Consider the following 18,101-nt stretch of genomic DNA (forward strand, 5'->3'; position numbering starts at 1 on the left):
GGCGTCAACGATCCTCGCTCAGTGATGCCTTTCGGGCCTGACAAACGCTGACGACCTCAGATACCGCGAGTATTGTCCGATCCAATGCTCCAGCCACTGACGCATCTTTCGTTACGTCCAACAAACGCGCACGTTCATTTACAAGGGACTTATAAAGCTCTTCATGCGGACCGTCCAACCAAGCCTGGAAGTGGATGCAGGTGTAGCACGGAATAGGGATGCCAGCACCGCACGTACCATCTTTGCCGCAGGCGCCAGTGCTCTTGCCACTGAGGTCCCGGATATCGCCCTGTATCGCAGAACCCCTTTTGGCCTTTGTCCGGTCTGTGACGATGATGCCCGCGAAGGCATTGGCGATTGGTATCAGGTGCTGCCCCACCACACTCTCAATATGAGCAGCGTGCTCCGGGACCGTTGCCGTATACACGTCAACATTTTGGATATCACTTTGGTCCAGAAGCTCCGCAATTACGTAAGCCCCACAACCTTCCCTTGCCGCTCGATATGCCAGAGTATATCTGAAGCGACGAGGAGTTACTTTAAGCACATCCTGCGTACGCTCCGAGATGACATCTGAAACCTCAACAGCCTTAATAACTATCTCACGAATTTTCTTTCTAGGCATGTGCAAATAATCACCTGCACAAACTTTAGCAAGCTCACCATATGTAAACAATTCGGACAGCCGCCCCAAATCTATGAACAGTGGCAACTCCTCCAAAAGAGGATCATCTGAATCAATAAAAAACCTAGAACAAACAACATCTACAACATAGTTACACTGAGACTGCAATGTGTCCCAGTACTCTTTAATCAGCTCGATCTTTCTGAAAGACTTCCTAAACCCTCCCGAGCGCTGTTTAGCCCTAGGTATGTCGACAAAATACCGCGAAACGCCATTCTCCAGCACTATCGTTTTAACATCCTTTAACTTAATGCAAGCTAACTGGTAGGTCCGCCGACCTGATGCTTGGGACAGCAACAGAAGAGACAGCTCCGTCACCGTTAGCCAGTTAGCCTCAAACGCTTGAGCTGCCCTCTCAAGTAACGACTGTAGCTCTAATGAAGAGAGCGGCCCGACATTTGGATCCATACGCTTTACTGCATCCCCCCTAATCGGAGGTTTTAACCTCCAGGAGTTCAGCACTGAAAGCACTGACCTATCAACCCCATAATAACCAAGATTCGCCCACGCTCTAAACAATGTTCTGATGCTCGCCAGATGAAAATCCTGACTATCACCTTCATTACGGAAGGCAAGTAACAAGCCACTATCAAGCACGCGAGCACCCGAAAATACTGCCAACTTTCGGAAGGCCTGATCGATATTTAACACCGTTCTCGGCGCATCGCATGTTGCAAGAAAAGCGAGCACCCGCAAGTAACGATCAACCACAAAAACATTCAAGTGCTTTTTTATGAAACCAGGTTTAAATGCAATACCCCTACTTAATACCCATGTCTCATCTCTTAAATCAAATGCATAGCCTTCTCGAGAGACGAATCGCTCACCATTACTTTTAAGATTTTTCATCGTCATGCACTCTCGTCCTCAGGTCACGGTGCGATTGGCGTTGAAGCTTGAGGCTGGCAGCGTTAGCTTTCTCCCTTACATGACGCCTGTTGTAAATTTTGGCTGTACCTGAACCCGGCTTCCAGCCCATCAGAAACGATCGTGATGATTCCTCTTCAGCTTCATTCAGCTGTAGAACTCCGTCGTCCACCATCTTGGAATATCGGTAATTCCAGCGATGCCGGAGACGGTGGCCAGTCACTCCGAATAAAATTCCACTGGTCTCTCTCAACACATGCCACACCTTGTTGTAGCTTGAAATTGACAGAGCTTGCCCCTGCGTTGGCCCCGACTTATGGGTGACAAAAAGATAAGGGCAGCGAGCAGCGAGCTTAAGCGAAGCGCGATCATTTAGTATGTAATCATAAATTTCCTTGATCAGCCAATTCGCGAGTACCAAAGGACGATCTTCGGTTTTGACCAACGGTTGTCGCTGGCGTGTGTCATCTTGCTGATCGGCTCGCCGGACAATTCTCAGACTATTATTTTGGAAATCAAAGTCAGAAATCCGAATATTCAACAGCTCACCCACTCTGATCCCAAACTCGTACATGAGTAAAATCATGAGTCGATTTCTTGTTTTAACACGTGCAGAGAATGGGTTGCGTGGACAATCTAGCTTGATAATGTCAAGTACGTAGTCGACTTGCTCGTCGGTCAGGTCCCTCTCCTCCAATCCCTTATTTTTATTCTTGACGCTCGGGCTACGGGCAACGATCTGATCTTCCATTGCAGAGATCTTATCCGAGTTGACCAAGTCGCTATCACACCGACGCGCAAGCCAAGCCAAATACGCGGCAGACACCCTGAGCTTTTTAGCTTGAGTTTCGTTGGCCACCCACTCTTTGGGCGCAGTCCCTTTTTTTCCTTTCTGTTTGGATGGCTGGCGATCAGCAGTCTGAAGGGTATTCTGATTTTGTTTGAAATAATCACGAAGAGAGTCCAGTTCATGCTCTTCGAGATAATGGCCAGCGTGAAATCGCGTCTGGATATCGATCCTTCGCCAATCCAGGAAACGGTAAAGCGCAGCCAGACAGTAGGCGTTGGCAGATACCCAAGCGAGGGAGGCACCGACCTTTCTGATCTGAGTGGTCAGAAACAGATTAGGCGCATAGGCAGGGACCCTGGTGGCTTGATCAATCAGGATGACATGGCGCTCACCACTGCTCATGGTGAACGGCTGAACGCTTAGCAGGCACCCCATAGCGCACTCTTTACAGAAGTCTAGGTGATGAATACCGAGCGTAGCTGAGAATATATTTTACACAAGCCAGAAACAAAAAAGGCTCTGAAATCAGAGCCTTGATTGTTGAAACACTACACTTGGTCGCAGGTCATCATTTGAAGGCGTAGGTGTAGTTGAAGATCAGACGAGTCTGGTCTTGGTCAGCAACGTGCGGGTTCTGACCGTTGGTGCCAGTGAAGCTACCGCGGTAGTTAGCACGACGCAGCGTGGCGCCGAAGCCCTTCAGAGGACCGTCCTGGAAGACGTAGTCGATACGCATGTCGCGTTCCCACTCGGAGCTGTCACCCAGGTTGCCGCTGCGCGCTTTGATGTTGTCGCCTTTCAGGTAAGCGACAGCCGCCTTCAGACCTGGAACGCCCAGACGTGCGAAGTCGTAGGAGTACTGGCCGAAGTTAGTGGTCTCACCCGCGCGGGCGAACTGGTTGATCATCGAGTCAGTGAACAGGTAGAAGCTGGAACCGCCCTGACCTTCTGCTGCGTTGGCGACTGTCGCAGCACCACCGTTTTTGGTGATGTTGCCGTTGTTCATCCATACGAAGCCGCCGTCGTCACCCACGTCTTGGTGACCCAGCATCAGAGCGTGGCCACCCAAGGTGTAGGTGAACATCGCCGACCAGGTTTTGTTATCGACTTCACCGGCATGCTTGGCATAACCGTTGTTGTTGTTGAAGACGTAACCGGTTTCACCGTTCTTGCCGTCGGAGCGGCTGTCGAAGTAGCGCAGGTCGGTCTTGAAGGACTGATCGTCAGCGATCGGCAGAACGTGAACCAGGCCCAGGAAAGTCTGCTTGTAGTAGTCTTCGAGAACGGAGTGGTAAGCCTGCAGCGTCAGGTCTTTGGTGACTTTCCAGTCAGCACCGGCGAAGGTGAAGCTGTTGGAATCTTCGGTGCCACCTGCAACGGCCAGACCCGAATAATTGCTCGACGCACGGCCCGCTGCATGAGTCAGCTTACCGCCAGTGAAAGTCCAGCCATCGAGTTCTTTCGAAGTGACGATGCCGCCCTCGAAAGTTTGTGGCAACAGACGACCATCGTTCGCCACCAGAATCGGCAAGTTGGGCTGCAGCGCGTTACCCAGCTTCAGCTCAGTCTTGGAGATTTTGACTTTCGCGTTCGCACCCGTGCGGCTCCAGCTGTCTACCGGCGTACCGTCGGTATCGACCGGCGTTACGGTGTTGGCGGTGCTTGCGTTGTGGTGGGTGATGCCGCCACCCAGGTTGATGCCCAGCATGCTCTGCACATCCAGACCGAAGCCGACGGTGCCTGGCGTGTAGCCGGAGATAAAGTTGAACAACAGACCGGTAGCCGTTTGGCGCTGATCAGATGCTTTCGCGGTGCCGAACTGCTCGCGGTTGTCGTTCTCGAAGTACAGCGTACGAGAACTCACGGTCGCCTTGCTGTCATCAAAGAAACCGGCAGCGCCAGCCTGAGTGGCCACGACACCTGCATATACGGCCAAGGCCAGGGTGGACTTCTTCATTGTGTTTCGCTCCTCTTGAATCTAATTTTTGTAGTTCCTTGGTACTGAGACCGAAAGCTCAAGACCGCGGATGCGCGATTAGCGCTGGACCTGACTCGGCGAGTCAATGGTCCCAAGACTAATTGACTAGACCGCGTTAACAGTTGGCTGCAAGGTAAGGGAAATCCTTTAAACCTAAAAAGACTCATTTCTCCTGCTTTTATGCTAAGCAGTTATATGTCACAAGCCGTTTCAGCCGTCCGATGCGGAGTGTATCGGCGTCTTTGGCTAATTCCCAAAAAATATTTCGATCCCGTTCGTCAGATCGATCAGTTTCGCGATGTCACATGACCGACAGCCGACCGACCGGTCACCATCCCTCTGTGAAACCGGGTGAGCATTACCGCTATAACACGTTGAAAAATAAGCTTTTGGTCAACCGGTAGACGTTATTAGCGCGATTGTCACCCTGCTTTCCGTCATTTTTTTGAGCCGCACGGGTCGATGTCGTCGGTTGACTGGCTGTAACGTTGAAATTTCTGACAGCCCTGCGCGCTGCCTTGCGCCAACTAACCCATGTATGAGCAGCATCCTCTTGGCGAGCGGCCTGATCCTATGCATCGACTGTGACGATTCGATGAACGGTCAGAGCATCACCGCATTTTTTCATCTTGTTGAGGCCGCGCGGCGTCGCATTACGCGGTGGATGACTATCGGCCACAACGCCGCGTCATGCACCGCCCCACCATTTTGGGAGACGTCCCTTTTTAACGCACGGTGAGCCCTTCCTGCCGCGCGGCACTTCGCAGGCAGGACGCGGCAGCGGATCAGCTCTGCTCGAAGCCCTCTCGGTAGGTCAACTCACGGATCAAGTGCTCTTCCTCGGTGTCGTACGCCCGCTTCAGCGCCGCGAACTCGTCGCCCAGCTCATCGATCGTTCGGCCAGGATGTTGATCGGGCAGTGACGTCACGCGGGTCAAGTAATCTTCTTTTAACGCTTCGAAGCGTTCAGCGTAGGTCTCACGCAGGTACTGGACCCAGAAGTCCCGCTGGGCCGCGTAACGCATGAAAGGTTCGCCCTGCTCCCCCAACTGAACGCGCGCCAACGCCGCATCCAGTTCACCGGTGCGGATACAGGCGTGCACCTGATACAGCATGTTGCTCGGAGGCAACGGCAAATCCAGCTCGGACGCCCAGCGCAGGCGATAAGCCAGACGCACCTCTGCCTCGTCCCGCCCTTCCGCCTGCTCACGGGCTGTAGCGTCCAGCTCGTCGAGCCGGTACAGGCGTCGGGTAAGGCGATAGAGCGATGCCCCCCGCGTCCCCTGCGCTGCGTCGCCCACTGACTGCTCGATGAACATCTGGATTTCAATCTGGTTGAACACCAGCCAGGCGCCGTCATGGCAGGTCTGGAAGCCAGTGTCGTCGTGGAGCAGCGCCTCTTCGGCGATGCCATTGAAGAGCAGACGACTCTCCAGACGCTGATCGGCCACCTCGAGCACACGCCATACTCGCTCGGCAAACGCATTGCGCGTTTGCAGGTTGCGATAGGGAGCCGACTGCGTGAGTCGGCCAACGAGTGCCATCAGGTTCGGCGCATCCGCCCGCTGATCGAGCCGCTGCCAAAGCGTCTGATGCGCGGCATTTTCGTCCGGGGTGCCCAGCAACCACTGCTCCGCGTCGGGTACCTCTTCCGGCGGCACAGCGGACGGACTATTCAGGGCACCGGATGAATCGGAGCCGGACGCGTAATCGTCCGAGTCCGAGTCAGACCATCGTCGCTCCGGCGGCAGCATCAGGATCTCGTCCGGCCAGTCCATCACAAAGGCGTAGGCGCCATGGTAACGCTCCGCAAGATGTGCCCTGCGCAGAGTTTCGTAGGTCAGCGGGTTGCCGCGCACGGCGATCTCCGTCTGTGTGTGGTCACTGCGTGGGTTCTCCAGAATATGATCCGGTAGTTCGGTCAACCGATTGCGGTCCAGTGTCAGCGCTTCCAGTGGCATCAGGTGTTCGATCCATTCCGGCCACGCTTCCAGCCCGGTATCATCCAGCGCCAACCAGCGCAGCCGGTGCCGAAAGCCGGAAGCGTCCGAGATTTCGCCCAGCGTGTTGCCGCCCAGATCCAGCGACTCCAGGTGCGGCAACCCTCCCAAAAAGGTGATCGCCTGCTGATCGATAAACCGTCCCTGATCTCTCAAGCTCAAGGCCCTAAGGCGAGGCATGTGTCGCAGTACCGAGGGCAGCTCGGGCAATGGTTCGGTACGCCCCGTCATTTCCAGATTCTGCAATTGCGTGAACCGCGCCAGGAATGGGTTCAACTCGGAACCCTCGGCACTGACTCGAACAAGTTGCACGTTGCGCACACCCATGTAGAAAAAGTCGGGTAACGAAGGAGGAAACTCCGCCAGTGAAATGCCTTCCAGCGTAAGGACCGCATGGGTCTGCCCTTCGCTGTAGGCGCGCCAGAAGTCCATTACGTGCTGCCGCGTGACACTTCGTGCCGCGACGGTGCTTTCGGTCAGGGGCTGCGTCGAAGTCGAGGCGTGTTCCCAACTGTCCAGCGCTTCCAGCAACTGTTGCCTCTCGCGCCTGAGCAGCGTCACCTGAGCGCTTAAGTGATGCGGAATATCGACTTGAAAGCGCAGGCGATTGGTCGGGCTCTCTTCCAGTCGAATGCGAGTCAGCATCACACGAGACAGCGGATTACCCTGCAAGTGAATCTCGACCGACTCAACGGCCGATGCCTGCTGGGACACCAGACTATTCGGAATCTCCGTCAGGCGGTTGTTGCGCAATGAGAGCTCGCGAAGCGTCGACGACGTCAGGTCTCCCAGCCAAGCAGGCCAGTGATCGAGTCCCAGGTTGTCCAACCGCAACGTGCGCACCTGCAGTTCGAGCATATTCGAGGGCGGCGTGATGCTGATGTGATTACCGCTCAGGTCCAGTAATTCCAAGTGCTGGAGTCGGGTCAACGACTCGACTTCCATGAAACTGATCCAAAGATCCTGATTGACCAGGCGCAAGCTCCGCAACCCTGGAAAAGACTGAACGATCAGGTGCGGCATTTGGAACACCAGCGGTTCACGGCCTACGGTATTGGTCCGGCTCACCTCCAGTGCCTGGACGCCGGGAAACCGGCCGAAGAAAGCCTCCAATGCCAGACGCTGATCCACGCTGGCGAAAACCGGTTGGGGTCCTGAGGCGGCGGGCCGGCTGACGTTGATATCCACCAGTTCCAGCCGACGGACCTGGTGCTGGAAGAAGTCAGGCAGCGACGGGGGAAAATCGCTGAGCACAATGTGTTGTAACCGCAGTACGGGCGGTTGACCGGCCGTCTCCGGCAAAGACGCCGCTGCCCAGTGACTCCAGATCGCGCGCTGGATTTCCGCGCGACTGGTGAGCTCGCGTTCGAGGCCAGGGTCGCCGTCGTCCCAGAGCCGCAGTGCGCTCTCCAGGACATTGCGCTCCTCCAGCATCTGGCTGAGCCGTTGATGAATCTGCACGCGACTGAGTCCGGCACCTTCCAGTGTCTGCAAGACGTGTTCTGCCGAGGTGTCGGCATCCAGATTGAGCGAACGCACGAGATCCAGAAGGGTGTCTCGCCCGATCATGTCAGCCATGGCGCCCTGGCCACTCAATGCATAACCCAGGCGCCCATCGGCCAGCCGCATGGGGGAAACATGACCGGGTTGCGCGGGCTGCATCTTCATGACTTCACGCAACCTGTGCCGGGGCAGCAACGGTCCGAGTTGAATCGCCTGTTTCAGGCGAGGGCCGTCCCACGTGCCGGGGAAGCCCAGCGCGGTTCGCTGCGCATCAGGCAAGGCATGCAGGATCGAAGCGTAGATGTCGTCTCGGCCATGCAGAGAGTGCCCTTGCTCGTCGAACGTCTCAAACCCGTCGTCAGTGCGCACCAGCACCTTGCGCAGCGCCGAATCGGCAGGCCCCACGGCGTCGACCAAAGGGCCACTGAAGCCACGCGTCCGCACCTCCAAGCGTAACGCGGGCGACCAGCCCTCCAGCGTTGCGACGGTATGCAGAATGAGGGTATCGGTATCAGGGTTACGAACCGACTCGAGATACAGTCCTTCATAAGCGCGCGCCAGCCTGATCTGCTGCTGATAGACACGCACTTCCTGCGCCAGACGGACCGGGACATGACCGTGCGCCAACACCTCAAGCTCCGAGGCTGTGGCAGCACGGATCAGTTCGTCGACCACTCCCCCCGGCAATTGGGGGTAGCGATGTGTGATCGAGCCCGCTTTCGGGTCGCGGCTCTGCGACTTTTCCCGGTATCGCGACTCGAAGAGGGCTGCGCGTCGCGAGGCGGATTCACCGTGCTCGGCAGCCTGCCGAAGCTCCTGATCCAGACGGAAGCGGCAGATCGTGTCGTCCAGGAGGGCCGCTGGCCGCTCACTTTCGGCCAAGGCTCTGCGCAGCGCGGTTTCCGAGGTACCGCTGACTTGCAGGATGCGTCGAGCGTCCAGCGCTGAGAAGTCATCGACACGATGCCCCAGCCGCCTGAACAACTCCACGCCTTGCCATTCCAGCGGCCGGTCCGCCGGATGCAGCCACGCGCCTGCGCCGTTGCTCTTCAAAGGCGGTTGCCAAGCCTCTGCCTTCGTAGGGTGCAGGACGCGATACTGCCCGCTCGAAGGGTCTACCCGAACCGCATACACCTTGTCATCGACGCTGACCCAGGTCTTGTTTTGATAGTGATAGATGCCGGATTCGTCAGGTTGCAAACCTCTCGGCAGTACGGTGTCATGAGCGAAAGGCGCGAGGTCCGGCTTCCACAGCCGGCTTTTGCCATCCGGCGCCTCGACCACGTCCAACTCTTCGATGAAGGACGGCGTTTCTACCGAGAGCGTTTCCATGGCCGGGGTTGCGCCTTCCTGAGCGAGCCCCAGCGACGCCATCAGCGCGAGGTTTTCGAGCACATCTGAGATGTAACCCCACCCTTGCACCCATTCGCCCCGCGTCCAACTATCGACACCTTCGAACACCTCGACGGCCAATTGAGCAGCCGTCACCGCCATCATCGCCGCACCGACGGCAGGCACGACGAAACCTACCGCATTGAGAATCTGCAGGGCCGCACTTTCGAAATAGTGCACGCGCTGGGCAAAGGTCTTTTGATCTTCCTCTGCGGTCGGCACCGCGTGAAACAGCGCATCGTCCTTCAACATGAAGGTTTTCTGTTGGACGAGCGCCGTTAACACACCTGTCGTGATGACGGATTCTCGAAGATGAAGCGTTGCCGTGGCGTCGGGTTGCTGGTCGTACCAGCCCATTTCGCGGTTCCAGACGGTCGGCCAAAGACGCTGGCTCAGCAGGCCATGCAGCCGCACCCAGTGACGTGCCTGAACATAGCGCCGGAAGAACTCCAAGTAGCCTTTCTTCAACATTCTGTCGCGAAGCGCGTGGCAGAAGGCGATAGTTGATGGGTATTCCTTGATCGGGCTGACAGGATCGTCCGGCAGGTAAACGACCACGGGTTGTACCTCTTCGGCGTGGTCGCGCGCCGGACCGATCACCACGATGCCGGTCAATTCGACGTCCCAAAGTTTCAGAAAACTCCACGTCATCGGCTGCGTACCGAGTTCGACGGTTTTGCGGTTTTCCGCGACGCTCAGCAAGGCACGATAAAGTGGGATCCCGAGGTCGCCTTTGAGGTGTGCGAGGTGAACCTGAATACGGAATGCGGTCTGTTCGACACGCTTCAACAGCCCACGTCGATTGAAAGCAGCGGCATCCGGCGCATCACCAGGCTTGGACGGCGGGCTGAGAAAGGCACTGATTTTTTTCTGATACTTCCCGCCCAGATCCAGCTCTCGGCAAAGGCCGGCGAACTCATGAGGCAAAATCGGCAGAGCGGACTGCTCAACCGACGATCCGGCAATCGCGCGGTGCTCGTACAGGTAGGCCTTGTGCCGTGCATCCAGATCGAGCCCACCAGGCTCGGTTTCCCACAATTCGAAATTCTGCAAGGCAGCGTGCAATAACGTCTGGGTGGCGGCCTTCTGGGCATTTTGCAGCTGAACGAATGGGTCCGCCGAGGCGCCCGCAAATGAATCGTCCACCTGCACGCGCCGTGCGTGAAACAAGTAACTGTCACGCACATCAAGCGTTACGCCGAAACGCTCTTTTATTGCGGATGCCAGCAGGGGCTCGGCAAATGCTTCAAGACTCGGGAGTTCACCGAGCGCGCCAGAAAGTTGCGCCTCATTGAAAAGATGAAGTCGATAGTCTTGCTGTAACGCGGTGGCAACTTCGGGTCGGCTTCGTTGCAACCGCTGGAACCAGGACTGCCCCTGCAAACCGCCCTCCCGTAGCGCCGAATGTACAGCGGATGGGGCGCGGACCAACCACTGCGGCAACTTTCCTTGCACGAGTGCAAGGTGCGAACTTGCGGGGATACCCGGTGCAAAGGGCCCCGAGAAGTTTGTATTGGAAGACATAAATAACGCCTTAAGAGCCAAATGGAGCTCCCGAGCTTATTCAGAACGCACGTTGAAAAAAGACTAAATACCCAATAGTAAAACTGCTGATTAGATATAAATTTGAAATGAATAAAATAGATAAATGTTACCCGCGCACCTTAGTACTGCCATACGCGAAGCCTCGGAGAGCGTGCATCACTTTGGTGTTTTCACGCCGAAAATGCACGGATAGCGTGCAAGGCTGATAGCGCTCATTTTCGGACTTCAGAGCACGACTCGAGCGAGCATCCACCGAACTCAGGTAACCGCCATGTGCAAAGCCAAGCAAAATCAGTGCATTAGCGAACAATAGCGTTTTTTTCGAAGGTGCTTTTGAAAAGTGGCACGCGCCCTGCATTATGCTAAGCATCCACCAGTTTTGGGGACCTTGGTACAGGCAGGCCGGGGATTCCCCTCTTTTATTCCTCTCGGAGACTGACCTCCAGTCTCCAGCGACCGTCCTGAGCTGCACCGTGCCAATCGCCGCGCAGTGGACGGGTCGCCAGTAGAGTCAGCAGTAATCCCTTGTCGCTTTTCTGAACCCTCCAGCGCACGTCTCGCCCATTGAGCTTGAACGTTCCCCGCTGGGCGGCCCCCTGCGCGTTGAATAGCAAAGCCACGGTGCCCTCGATCATTTCGCCGTGCAGTTGCGGCTCGCGGTTGAACCAGACCGCCACCCCGGCGGGCAGGACTTCGATGGTCTGCAGCTCTAAGGGGTCCGGCGTCGTCAATCGACCAATCATCAGCCCCACCATCACCCCAAATATCGCGATGGAACCCAAAAACCGCCGCCATAGCTTCGGCCTGGGGTCTTCTTCGGGGGTAGAATGCATCCCGTCCTTATGTTCGGAGCCGTGCATGTTTCACGTGATCCTTTTTCAACCAGAAATTCCGCCGAATACCGGCAACATCATCAGACTCTGCGCCAACAGTGGCTGCCATCTGCACCTGATCGAGCCACTGGGCTTTGAACTGGATGACAAACGCCTGCGCCGCGCAGGGCTCGATTACCACGAATACGCCACACTGCACCGCCATGCCGACCTGGCCAGTTGCCTGGAGAGCATCGGCCATCCGCGCATGTTCGCTTTTACCACAAAGGGTTCGCGCCCCTTCCATGATGTGGCCTTCCAGGAGGGTGACGCCTTTCTGTTCGGCCCGGAAAGCCGAGGCCTTCCCCCCGATGTGCTTGCCCCCCTGTCGAGCGAGCAGCGTCTGCGCCTGCCCATGCGCGAGGGCTCGCGCAGCCTGAACCTGTCCAACACCGTTGCCGTGGCCGTCTACGAAGGCTGGCGGCAATTGGGGTTTAAGTAACCCAGCAGTGAGAGTGGAGGCGCATGGCCTTGGATTGCTAGAGGGATGCCCTGCGGGCGTGTCGCGGGCAAGCGCGCTCCTACATTTGTTTAAACGTGCCGCATGCTGACAGACCCCGTTGTGAGCCTTTGAAGCAGACCGCGAATCTCTCGCCAGGCAAAAAAGGCTAGCAACGCGGTCCATCAGGCCATGGCACGTTGCAGCAAATGTAGGAGCGCGCTTGCCCGCGACACGCCCGCAGGGCATCAATGTAAAAATCTCAAGCCAACCCCCACAAAAAAGCGCCCGTACAGGCGCTTTTCTCATTCAGCCAGACGGCTTATTGAACGGTGGGGGTCTCGCCCGCTTCCTGCATGCGTTGCAGCTCTTGTGCGTACAGGGCGTCGAAATTCACCGGGGCCAGCATCAGTGCCGGGAACGAGCCGCGAACGACCAGATTGTCGATGGCTTCGCGTGCATACGGGAACAGCAGGTTCGGGCAGAAAGAGCCCAGGGTGTGGCTCATGGAAGCCGCATCCAGGCCCTTGATCAGGAAGATACCGGCTTGCTGGACTTCCGCGATGAAGGCGATTTCCTCACCGTTCTTCACTTCGACCGACAGGGTCAGCACGACTTCGTAGAAATCGCCTTCCAACTGCTTCTGGCGAGTGTTCAGGTCCAGGCTGACGCTTGGGGTCCACTCCTGACGGAAGATCGCCGGGCTTTTCGGCGCTTCGAACGACAGGTCACGCACGTAGATGCGTTGCAGGGAGAATTGTGGGGCTTCTTCGTTGGAAGTGGCCCCGTTATTCGTTTGATCAGTCATTTCAGATCCTTTGTCTAGAGGTCTTGTACAGTTCGAATTCAGGCGCTCAACAATGTGTCGAGCTTGCCGGCGCGCTCCAGCGCGTAGAGATCGTCGCAGCCACCGACATGGACCGAACCGATCCAGATCTGCGGCACCGACGTGCGCCCGGCCTTTTGGGTCATTTCAGCGCGAAGCTGTGGCTTGCCGTCGACCCTGATCTCTTCGAAATCGACGTTCTTGCTGGCAAGCAGGTGTTTGGCACGTGAGCAGTACGGGCAATAATCGCTGGAGTAGACAACGACCTGGGCCATGTCACTTCACCAGCGGCAGATTGTCGGCCCGCCACGATGAAACGCCGCCCGACAGCTTGGCCGCCTTGAAACCGGCCTTCAGCAGTTCACGGGCCACGTGCCCTGCGTGCTGACCAGCCGCATCGACGATGATCAGCGTCTTGGACTTGTACTTCTCAAGTTCCGAGGTGCGGGTCATCACTTTGTCTTGCGGGAAATTCAGGGCCCCGACGATATGGCCGGTGGCGTACTCTTTCTTGGCGCGAACGTCGATGACCACTGCTTCGTCGCGGTTGACCAGCGCAGTCAGCTCGCCGGTGCTCAGACTTTTGCCGCCCTTGTTCAGTTCTGTCGCGATCAACAGCGCCAGCAGGATGACAAAGGCGCCAGAGATCAAATAGTGGTTCGTGGCAAAAGCAATCAGGTGTTCAACCATCATCGGGTTCCAGGGCGTTAAAATGTCGGCCAGTATACACAGGCCCCAAGGTCGGCCAAAGCCCGTACGGCGGTCACAGTGACGCCGTTTGAACTTCACCTTAAGATGTCGATCTTTTTTCTACTTCACCCTATTAGCCAAGAGTGGGATTCATGACTACCACGCCTAAACCTCTGGTTCTGATCATCCTGGACGGCTTCGGTCACAGCGACAGCCACGACGGCAACGCGGTCTACGAAGCGACCGCCAGCAAGAAGACGCCGACCTTCGATCGCCTGTACAAGACCATGCCCAACGGCCTGATCTCCGGCTCCGGGATGGATGTCGGCCTGCCAGACGGCCAGATGGGCAACTCCGAAGTCGGGCACATGAACCTGGGTGCCGGCCGCGTGGTGTATCAGGATTTCACCCGTGTGACCAAAGCGATCCGCGACGGCGAGTTCTTCGAGAACCCGGTCATCTGCACGGCGGTGGACAAGGCGGTCGGCGCGGGCAAGGCCGTGCACATCATGGGCCTGTTGTCCGATGGCGGGGTCCACAGTCATGAAGATCACCTGGTGGCGATGGTGGAACTGGCAGCCAAGCGTGGCGCCGAGAAGATTTACCTGCACGCGTTCCTCGATGGCCGTGACACTCCCCCACGCAGCGCGCACAAATACCTCGACACCATGGAAGCGGCCTACGGTCGCTTGGGCAAAGGTCGTACCGCGACGATCATTGGCCGTTATTTCGCCATGGACCGCGACAACCGTTGGGACCGCGTCGAGTCGGCCTACAACCTGATCGTCGACAGCACTGCGCAATTCCAGGCGGCAACGCCAAAAGCGGGGCTGGACGCGGCCTACGAGCGTGGCGAGAACGACGAATTCGTCAAAGCCACCCGCATTGGCGAGCCGGTGAAGGTCGAAGATGGCGACGCAGTGGTCTTCATGAACTTCCGCGCCGACCGGGCCCGTGAGCTGACGCGCGTGTTCGTCGAAGACGACTTCAAAGACTTCGCGCGCGCCCGTCAGCCGAAGCTGGCCGGCTACGTTATGCTGACCGAATACGCCGCATCCATCCCCGCCCCCGCCGCGTTCACCAAAGGCAGCCTGGACAACGTGCTGGGCGAATACCTGGCAAAAAACGGCAAGACGCAACTGCGCATCGCCGAAACCGAGAAGTACGCCCACGTGACGTTCTTCTTTTCAGGTGGCCGTGAAGAGCCGTTCGAGGGTGAAGACCGCATCCTGATCCCGTCACCAAAAGTGGCGACTTACGATCTGCAGCCGGAAATGAGCGCGCCGGAGGTCACCGACCGGATCGTCGACGCCATCGAAAATCAGCGTTACGACGTGATCATCGTCAACTATGCCAACGGCGACATGGTGGGCCACAGCGGAATCATGGAAGCCGCAGTCAAGGCCGTCGAGTGCCTGGACGTGTGCGTAGGCCGCATCACCGATGCCCTGGAGAAAGTCGGCGGGGAAGCATTGATCACGGCGGACCACGGCAACGTCGAGCAGATGACCGACGAACACACTCATCAACCTCACACTGCGCACACCTCCGAACCTGTGCCGTTCGTCTACGTCGGCAAGCGCGACCTAAAAGTCCGCGAAGGCGGTGTGCTGGCGGATGTGGCACCGACCATGCTGACCCTGCTGGGCCTGGAAATCCCGAAAGAGATGACCGGCACCTCGATTCTGGTCGCCAGATAAGTCGGGGCAAACCGGTCTGCTCGTCCTCGGCAGGCCGGTTTTTGTATGAAATGTCTGAAAGCAGCGCCCTGTGAGCGTTTTTTTTGCAGCCTGCGGCGGGCATACTAAGCCCGTCCTCACTCCCGGTATCGCCCAACTCCATGCTTCGCGTCCTGATCGCCCTCGCTTTGATGTGTCTGCTCAATCCGGCCTTCGCCGACGACGAGCGCGCACAGACCCAAAAACAGCTGGATGCCACGCGTCAGGACATTGCCGAACTGAAAAAGGCCTTGGGCCAGCTTCAGGAAGAGAAATCCGGCGTACAGAAAGACCTGCGCTCCACCGAAACCGAAATGGGCAAGCTGGAAAAGCAGGTGGAGGCCCTGCAAAAAGAACTAAAAAAGAGCGAAGCCGAGCTACAACGGCTCGATGATGAGAAAAAAAAACTCCAAAGCGCCCGCGTTGAACAGCAACGCCTGATCGCTATCCAGGCTCGCGCCGCCTACCAGAATGGCCGCCAGGAATACCTCAAACTGCTGCTCAATCAGCAAAACCCCGAAAAATTCGCCCGCACCCTGACCTACTACGACTACCTGAGCCAGGCGCGCCTGACGCAACTGCGCAACTTCAACGAAACCCTGCGGCAACTGGCTGAAGTCGAGAAAGACATCGACCTGCAACAGGCACAATTGCTGGTCCAGAAAAGCTCGCTGGAAGACCAAAAGGCTCAGCTCGACACGGTGCGCCAGGAGCGTCAGGTGGCGCTTGCCAAGCTGAATCAGGATTACAAGGCACGCGACCAGAAACTTCAGGCGCGCCAGCAGGATCAGGCAGACCTGACGAAAGTACTGAAAACCATCGAAGAAACCCTCGCGCGCCAGGCGCGGGAAGCGGAAGAGGCGCGTCAGAAAGCCCTGCTGGCCCAGCAGGAGGCCGAGAAGCGGCAGCGTGAACAGGAAGCGCTGGCGAAAAGCCGTGGCCAAGGCGACAGCGACGAGGCGCCCCGGCGCCCTGCAAAAGTGCCCGGTGCGCTGGTCTCCAGCGCAGGCCAGTCCTATGGCGGACCTTTTGAACAGGCAAAGGGAAAACTTCCTTGGCCTGTCGATGGTCGATTGTTGGCGCGTTTCGGTGAATCCCGTGGCGACGATGACCGAACCAAATGGGACGGCGTCATGATCAGCGCCTCGGCAGGCAGTCAGGTACACGCCGTGCACGGCGGTAGAGTGGTGTTCGCCGACTGGTTGCGCGGCGCGGGCCTTCTGGTCATTCTCGACCACGGAAACGGTTATCTGAGCTTGTACGGCCACAACCAGAGTCTGTTGAAAGAAGCTGGGGACATTGTAAAAGCCGGGGAAGCGATCGCCACCGTCGGCAACAGCGGTGGCGGCCAGGACACTCCGGCACTGTATTTCGCTATTCGTCAGCAGGGTCGCCCTAGTGATCCGGCGCAATGGTGTCGCTCTCAAGGATAAGTCGACGCCTCACTCAGGAGTTCGTAAGACATGCTGTTTTCGTCCCGCCTCACCTCGCTGGCCTTGACTATCGCCGTGGTTATCGGTGCCTCTCAGGCATTCGCTGCCGGTGCCGCCCCGACAGCGACCCCTGCCGCCTCCGCGTCCGCCACTGCCGCTAACGCCAAGGCACCGCTGCCACTCGACGAGCTGCGCACCTTCGCCGAAGTGATGGACCGGATCAAAGCCGCCTACGTGGAACCGGTGGACGACAAGACCCTGCTGGAAAATGCCATCAAGGGCATGCTGAGCAACCTTGATCCGCATTCCGCCTACCTCGGGCCGGAGGACTTCCAGGAACTGCAGGAGAGTACCAGCGGCGAGTTCGGCGGGCTGGGCATCGAAGTGGGCGTTGAAGACGGTTTCATCAAAGTGGTTTCGCCCATCGATGACACGCCTGCGTCCAAGGCTGGCATCGAGGCAGGGGACCTGATCGTCAAGATCAACGGCGCACCGACTCAAGGCCAGACCATGCAGGAAGCGGTCGACAAGATGCGCGGCAAGATTGGCGAGAAGATTACCCTCACGCTGGTGCGCGACGGCGGCAACCCATTCGACGTGACCCTTGCCCGCGCCACCATTCAGGTCAAGAGCGTGAAAGCGCAGATGCTGGAGCCGGGTTATGGCTACATCCGCATCACGCAGTTCCAAGTCAAGACCGGCGAAGAAGTCGGCAAGGCATTGGCCAAGCTGCGCAAGGACAACGGCAAGAAGATGAACGGGTTGATCCTCGACCTGCGCAACAACCCGGGCGGCGTGCTGCAGGCAGCGGTGGAAGTGGCCGATCATTTCCTCACGAAAGGCCTGATCGTCTACACCAAGGGCCGCATCGCCAACTCGGAACTGCGCTTCTCCGCCGACCCGGCCGATGCCAGCGAAGGCGCACCTCTGGTGGTGTTGATCAACGGTGGCAGCGCCTCCGCTTCGGAGATCGTCGCCGGTGCCTTGCAGGATCAGAAACGCGGCATCCTGATGGGCACCGATACGTTCGGCAAAGGCTCGGTGCAGACGGTTCTGCCGCTGGCCAATGACCGCGCGCTGAAGCTCACTACAGCGCTGTATTTCACGCCGAACGGCCGCTCGATCCAGGCGCAAGGCATCAACCCGGACATCGAAGTCAAACGCGCCAAGGTCACCACCGAAGCCGATGGCGAGAACTACAAAGAGGCCGACCTGCTCGGGCATCTGGGCAACGGCAACGGCGGTGCGGACCGTCCGACCACCAAAGCCAAAGCAGCCAAGGCGCGCCCACAGGACGACGACTACCAGTTGAACCAGGCCCTCAGCCTGCTTAAGGGCTTGAGCGTCACACGCGGCAATTGAT

Annotated in this window: 12 protein-coding genes and 1 pseudogene; 5 read left to right on the plus strand and 8 right to left on the minus strand. The window is 57.7% G+C overall.

Features of this window, described 5'->3' with window-relative positions; translation table 11 throughout:
* Positions 1–4 precede the first annotated feature (4 nt).
* The 3 genes from DBP26_RS10540 to DBP26_RS10550 form a co-directional block, all read right to left on the minus strand.
* Entirely contained in the window at positions 5–1,540 is a 1,536-nt protein-coding gene (locus DBP26_RS10540) for a site-specific integrase (protein WP_146749666.1), read from the minus strand.
* Complete coding sequence (locus DBP26_RS10545; RefSeq protein ID WP_108237521.1) at positions 1,521–2,777, minus strand: site-specific integrase; 1,257 nt, start codon at positions 2,775–2,777, stop codon at positions 1,521–1,523. The genes DBP26_RS10540 and DBP26_RS10545 overlap by 20 nt, the downstream gene beginning before the upstream one ends.
* 133 nt (positions 2,778–2,910) lie before the next feature.
* A complete protein-coding gene (locus DBP26_RS10550) occupies positions 2,911–4,299 on the minus strand; it encodes an OprD family porin (protein WP_108237522.1) in 1,389 nt (462 codons plus the stop codon).
* A gap of 672 nt (positions 4,300–4,971) precedes the next feature.
* Between DBP26_RS10550 and DBP26_RS27255 the strand changes: the two are divergent.
* A pseudogene (locus DBP26_RS27255) lies at positions 4,972–5,049 on the plus strand (hypothetical protein); the annotation flags it as partial.
* A gap of 56 nt (positions 5,050–5,105) precedes the next feature.
* Here DBP26_RS27255 and DBP26_RS10555 read toward each other — a convergent pair.
* Positions 5,106–10,739 (minus strand): DUF6543 domain-containing protein, encoded by a 5,634-nt coding sequence (locus tag DBP26_RS10555; RefSeq protein ID WP_108237523.1) that lies wholly within the window; start codon positions 10,737–10,739, stop codon positions 5,106–5,108.
* Between the two features lie 440 nt (positions 10,740–11,179).
* Entirely contained in the window at positions 11,180–11,620 is a 441-nt protein-coding gene (locus DBP26_RS10560) for a hypothetical protein (RefSeq protein WP_108237524.1), read from the minus strand.
* On the opposite strand from DBP26_RS10560, the gene trmL reads away from it, so the two are divergent.
* A complete protein-coding gene (gene trmL, locus DBP26_RS10565; RefSeq protein ID WP_108237525.1) occupies positions 11,619–12,074 on the plus strand; it encodes a tRNA (uridine(34)/cytosine(34)/5-carboxymethylaminomethyluridine(34)-2'-O)-methyltransferase TrmL in 456 nt (151 codons plus the stop codon). The two genes, DBP26_RS10560 and trmL, sit on opposite strands and share 2 nt — an antisense overlap.
* 319 nt (positions 12,075–12,393) lie before the next feature.
* Here trmL and secB read toward each other — a convergent pair whose 3' ends face one another.
* From secB to DBP26_RS10580, 3 genes are read right to left on the minus strand one after another with little or no spacing between them, the layout of a single operon-like run.
* Complete coding sequence (gene secB, locus DBP26_RS10570; protein ID WP_108237526.1) at positions 12,394–12,879, minus strand: protein-export chaperone SecB; 486 nt, start codon at positions 12,877–12,879, stop codon at positions 12,394–12,396.
* 38 nt (positions 12,880–12,917) lie between these two features.
* Positions 12,918–13,172: a glutaredoxin 3 gene (gene grxC, locus DBP26_RS10575; RefSeq protein ID WP_108237527.1), complete on the minus strand. Its 255-nt coding sequence runs from the start codon at positions 13,170–13,172 to the stop codon at positions 12,918–12,920.
* 1 nt (position 13,173) lies between these two features.
* A complete protein-coding gene (locus DBP26_RS10580; RefSeq protein ID WP_108237528.1) occupies positions 13,174–13,587 on the minus strand; it encodes a rhodanese-like domain-containing protein in 414 nt (137 codons plus the stop codon).
* A gap of 152 nt (positions 13,588–13,739) precedes the next feature.
* On the opposite strand from DBP26_RS10580, the gene gpmI reads away from it, so the two are divergent.
* The 3 genes from gpmI to DBP26_RS10595 all read left to right on the plus strand — a co-directional run bounded on the left by gpmI (position 13,740) and on the right by DBP26_RS10595 (position 18,100).
* Positions 13,740–15,287, plus strand: coding sequence for a 2,3-bisphosphoglycerate-independent phosphoglycerate mutase (gene gpmI / locus DBP26_RS10585; protein WP_108237529.1), 1,548 nt, complete (start codon positions 13,740–13,742; stop codon positions 15,285–15,287).
* A gap of 140 nt (positions 15,288–15,427) precedes the next feature.
* Positions 15,428–16,738 carry a murein hydrolase activator EnvC gene (locus tag DBP26_RS10590; RefSeq protein WP_108237530.1) on the plus strand — a complete coding sequence of 437 codons (1,311 nt, stop codon included), beginning with the start codon at positions 15,428–15,430 and terminating at the stop codon, positions 16,736–16,738.
* 30 nt (positions 16,739–16,768) lie between these two features.
* Positions 16,769–18,100 (plus strand): S41 family peptidase, encoded by a 1,332-nt coding sequence (locus DBP26_RS10595; protein WP_108237531.1) that lies wholly within the window; start codon positions 16,769–16,771, stop codon positions 18,098–18,100.
* Position 18,101: the final 1 nt, after the last annotated feature.

This window comes from Pseudomonas sp. RIT409 (assembly GCF_003052515.2).
In the GTDB taxonomy this organism is placed as follows: domain Bacteria; phylum Pseudomonadota; class Gammaproteobacteria; order Pseudomonadales; family Pseudomonadaceae; genus Aquipseudomonas.

Coding starts and splice junctions, on each gene's coding strand:
- DBP26_RS10550 (WP_108237522.1), bottom strand. CDS start 4,299: ATGAAGAAGTCCACCCTGGCCTTGGCCGTATATGCAGGTGTCGTGGCC.
- DBP26_RS10590 (WP_108237530.1), top strand. CDS start 15,428: ATGCTTCGCGTCCTGATCGCCCTCGCTTTGATGTGTCTGCTCAATCCG.
- DBP26_RS10595 (WP_108237531.1), top strand. CDS start 16,769: ATGCTGTTTTCGTCCCGCCTCACCTCGCTGGCCTTGACTATCGCCGTG.
- DBP26_RS10545 (WP_108237521.1), bottom strand. CDS start 2,777: ATGGGGTGCCTGCTAAGCGTTCAGCCGTTCACCATGAGCAGTGGTGAG.
- grxC (WP_108237527.1), bottom strand. CDS start 13,172: ATGGCCCAGGTCGTTGTCTACTCCAGCGATTATTGCCCGTACTGCTCA.
- DBP26_RS10555 (WP_108237523.1), bottom strand. CDS start 10,739: ATGTCTTCCAATACAAACTTCTCGGGGCCCTTTGCACCGGGTATCCCC.
- DBP26_RS10560 (WP_108237524.1), bottom strand. CDS start 11,620: ATGCACGGCTCCGAACATAAGGACGGGATGCATTCTACCCCCGAAGAA.
- DBP26_RS10540 (WP_146749666.1), bottom strand. CDS start 1,540: ATGACGATGAAAAATCTTAAAAGTAATGGTGAGCGATTCGTCTCTCGA.
- trmL (WP_108237525.1), top strand. CDS start 11,619: ATGTTTCACGTGATCCTTTTTCAACCAGAAATTCCGCCGAATACCGGC.
- secB (WP_108237526.1), bottom strand. CDS start 12,879: ATGACTGATCAAACGAATAACGGGGCCACTTCCAACGAAGAAGCCCCA.
- DBP26_RS10580 (WP_108237528.1), bottom strand. CDS start 13,587: ATGGTTGAACACCTGATTGCTTTTGCCACGAACCACTATTTGATCTCT.
- gpmI (WP_108237529.1), top strand. CDS start 13,740: ATGACTACCACGCCTAAACCTCTGGTTCTGATCATCCTGGACGGCTTC.